This window comes from Actinophytocola sp., assembly GCF_049647105.1.
In the GTDB taxonomy this organism is placed as follows: Bacteria; Actinomycetota; Actinomycetes; order Mycobacteriales; family Pseudonocardiaceae; genus Actinophytocola.
On the sequence record NZ_JBARWZ010000094.1, the window covers coordinates 1 to 4,144 of the forward strand.

The window sequence follows — 4,144 nt, forward strand, 5'->3', positions numbered from 1 at the left end:
GGTCTGGGCCGTGCACGGCCCAGCGGACCGGCGGGGCGGTCGCGGTGACCGGGCTCCAGTCGACGGCGAAGAGCGACTCGCCGGAGCCGCGCCGCGCCCCGGCGACCTCGGCCGCGGCCGGCCTGCACGCCAGTGCGTCGATGGTGAGCACGGGCACGCCGGTCTCGTCGGTCATCGACACCGCGACCGTGCCGTCCGGCGCGGCGGCCAGCCGGACCCGCAACGCGGTCGCGCCGTGCGCGTGCAGGGCGAAACCGGTGAAGGAGAACGGAAGTTCGGCGGGGCGGTCCAGGCCGTTGCCGTCGCGCAGTGCGCGTGCCATGCCGATGCCGTGGAGCGCGGCGTCGAGCAGGGCGGGGTGCAGGCCGTACCTGTTGTCGTCGCCCAGGTCGTCTGGCAGTGCCACCTCGGCGTACAGCTCGCCGTCGTGGTGCCAGGCGGCACGCATGCCCTGGAACGCCGGTCCGTAGCCGTAACCGGCGTCGGCGGCGCCCTGGTAGAAGGCGCCGACGTCGACCGGGGTCGCGGCGGGCGGCGGCCATTCGGTGACCGGGTCGGGTACCGAGGACGAGGCGGCGGCGAGGGTGCCGGAGGCGTGCCGGGTCCAGACGGCGTCGTTGTCGTCGCTGTCGCTGTCGTGGCTGGCGTGCACCGCGACGGTGCGGCGACCGTCCTGGCCGGGTGCCGCGACCGTCACCTGGAGCCGCACCGTGTCGCGCTCGGCGAGCACCAGCGGCGCCTCGAGGACCAGTTCCTCGACGGCGGGACAACCAGCCTCGGCGCCCGCGTGGTGGACGAGGTCGAGGAACCCGGTGGCGGGGAACAGCACCGCGCCGAGCACGGCGTGGTCGGCCAGCCACGGCCGGGTGCGGATCGACAGGGTGCCGGTGGCGACGACCCCGCCGTCGGCGAGCGCCACCGTGGACTCGAGCAGCGGGTGGCCGCCGTCGGCGACCGGGCCCGCGACGGCGGGCGCCAGCCAGTAGCGGGTGCGCTGGAACGGGTAGGTCGGCAGCTCCGCGACCGGGCCGGTGCCGGTGAGGGCGGCCAGGTCGACCCGTCCGCCGAAGGCGAAGTACTCGGCGGCGGCGCGGGCGACGCGGCCGCCGTGGTCACGGCGCAGCGTGCCGATGGCGACGGTGCCCGGCAGGTCGGCGTCCTCGACGGCGGCGGTGAGCACGGGGTGGGCGCTGGTCTCCACGAAGAACCGGAAACCCTGCTCTCCCAGCGCACGCACGCCGCGGGCGAACTCGACGGGCTGGCGCAGGTTGCGGTACCAGTAGCCGGCGTCCAGTCCGGTCCCGTCCAGCCAGTCCGAGTCCACTGTGGACCAGAAGGGGACGGTGGCCGCGCGGGGCCGGATGCCGGCGAGGCTGGTGAGCAGCTCGTCGCGGATGCGTTCGACGTGCGCGGTGTGCGACGCGTAGTCGACGGGGACACGCTTGGCACGGACGCGATCGGCCGCCAGGCAGGCCAGCAGTTCGTCGAGCGCGTCTGCGTCGCCCGCGACCACGGTGGCGGCGGGCCCGTTGACGGCGGCGACGGCGAGCCGTCCTTCCCAGCGCGCCAGCCGGTCGCGCACGGTGCCGGCGGGCAGCGGCACCGCCACCATCCCGCCCAGCCCGGACAAGGCGGTGATCGCCTTGGCGCGCAACGCGACGACGGCGGCGGCGTCCGCCAGCGACAGCGCGCCCGCCACGCAGGCGGCGGCGATCTCGCCCTGGGAGTGCCCGATCACCGCGTCGGGCTCGACGCCAAGCGACCGCCACACCGCGGCCAGCGACACCAGCACCGCGAACAGGGTGGGCTGGACGACGTCGACCCGGTCCAGCTCGCCGCCGTCGAGCGCCTCGCGCAGCGACCAGTCGACGTGCGGCGCGAGCGCACGCTCGCAGGCCTCGATGCTGTCGGCGAAGACCGGTGACGTCGCCATCAACTCGGCGGCCATGCCTGCCCACTGCGAGCCCTGGCCGGGGAAGACGAACGCGGTCCTGCCCGTCCCGGCCTCCCCGCTCACCGCGGCGGCCGGGTCCCCGTCGGCGGCGACGGCGGTCAGCGCGGCACGCAGGTCGTCGCGGTCACGGCCGAGCAGCACGGTCCGGTGCTCGAACACCGGGCGCGCGGCCAGTCCTCTGGCGACCTCCCCGACGGTCGACTCCGGGTGGCGCTCAAGCTGGGTGGCCAGCCGCCGCGCCTGGTCGCGCAGCGCGGCCGGGTTCCTGGCGGTCAGCACCCACGGGACGTCCCCGCCGGGTTCCCGCCCGGCCTCGGCGAGCCGGGCGTCGTACTGCTCGATGACGGCGTGGGCGTTGGTGCCGGTCCCGCCGAACGCCGAGACACCGGCGCGGCGGGGGCGGCCGGTCTCCGGCCACGGCCGGGACTCGGTCAGCAGCGACACCGCGCCTGCCGACCAGTCGACCTCGGGGGTGGGCTCGTCCACGTGCAGGGTTCGAGGGAGAACCCCGTTGCGCAGCGCCATGACCGCCTTGATCACCCCGGCGACGCCCGCGGCCGAGCTGGTGTGGCCGATGTTGGACTTCACCGAGCCAAGCCACAGCGGCTCGTCCCGGTCCTGGCCGTAGGTGGCGATGATCGCGTCCGCCTCGATCGGGTCGCCGAGGGTGGTGCCGGTGCCGTGCGCCTCCACGATGTCCACGTCGGACGGTTCGAGCCGGGCGTTGGCCAGCGCCTGGCGGATGACCTGCTGCTGGGCGAGGCCGTTGGGGGCGGACAGGCCGTTCGACGCACCGTCCTGGTTGACCGCGGAACCGCGGATCACCGCGAGCACCGGGTGACCGTTGCGTTCGGCGTCGGAGAGCCGCTCGACCAGCAGCACGCCGACGCCCTCGCCCCAGCCGATCCCGTCGGCCGCGGCGGCGAACGGCTTGCAGCGGCCGTCGGCGGCCAGGCCGCGCTGCCTGCTGAACTCGGTGAACGACACCGGCGACACCAGCACGGCGACCCCGCCTGCCAGCGCCATGTCGCACTCGCCCGCTCGCAGCGACTGGCAGGCGAGGTGAATGGCCACGAGCGATGACGAGCACGCCGTGTCGACGGTGACCGAGGGCCCTTCGAGCCCGAAGGTGTAGGAGACGCGCCCGGAGGTGCCCGCGGTGCCGGAACCGAAGAGGAAGTAACCCTCGGTCTCGCCGCCTGGCCGCCCGCCGACGCCGTAGCCCGCGAACGACGCGCCGACGAACACGCCGGTTCTGCTGCCCCGCAACGTGCCAGGATCGAGCCCACCCCGCTCGAACGCCTCCCAGCCCGCCTCCATCAGCAGCCGCTGCTGCGGGTCGATGGCGATGGCCTCGCGCGGGCTGACGCCGAAGAACCCGGCGTCGAAACCGCCCGCGTCGTGCACGAACGCGCCCTGCGAGGTGTAGGAGGTGCCGGAGTGGTCTGGGTCGGGATGGAACAGGTGCTCCAGGTCCCAGCCTCGGTCGGCCGGGAAGTCGCCGATGGCGTCGCCGCCCGCACTGATCAGGTCCCACAGCTCGTCCGGCGAGCTGACCCCGCCGGGGTAGCGGCAGCTCATGGCGACGATGGCGATCGGCTCGTCGGAGACGGCGGTGGCCCTGGCGTCGCGGACGGGACCGCGTTCGCCGAGCAGGTCCGCCAGCAGGTGCCGGGACAGCGCGGTCGCGGTGGGGTGGTCGAAGACCGCCGAGGTCGGCAACCCTCGGCCGGTGGCAGCACGCAACCGGTTGCGCAGGGCCACTGCGGTGACCGAGTCGAAGCCGAGGTCGCGGAACGCCCGGTCGGGTTCGACCGGGGACGGGTCGGAGTAGCCGAGGGCGGCGGCCGCCTCGGCGCGCACCAGGTCGAGCAGGAACGGTGCGCGGTCGGCCGCTGGCATGTCGGCGATCCGCTGCCGCAGGCCGGTTTCCGGCTCGTCGGCGGGTTCCGTGCCGGTCAGCGCGGCGCGGACCTCGGGGATCTCGCCGATCAGGGGGCGGGCGCTGGCGGCGGTGTAGGTGGGCAGGAACGCGGGCCAGTCGATGTCGGCGACGGTCAGCGCGGTCTCCCCCGCGCCGACGGCCTGCGCGAGCGCCAGCAGCGCCAGGTCCGGGTCCATGGTGCGCAGGCCCCGGTCGCCGAGCCGGGCGGCGGTGGCGGCGTCGGTCATGCCGCCACCAGCCCAGCC

At 75.3% G+C, this 4,144-nt stretch carries 1 protein-coding gene; it reads right to left on the reverse strand.

The genetic code is table 11. The annotated features are described in order from the left end of the window. The coding region (locus WBA97_RS11320) for a beta-ketoacyl synthase N-terminal-like domain-containing protein (protein ID WP_424230704.1) at window positions 1-4,126 on the reverse strand (4,126 nt) is incomplete at its 3' end. Window positions 4,127-4,144 lie beyond the last annotated feature (18 nt).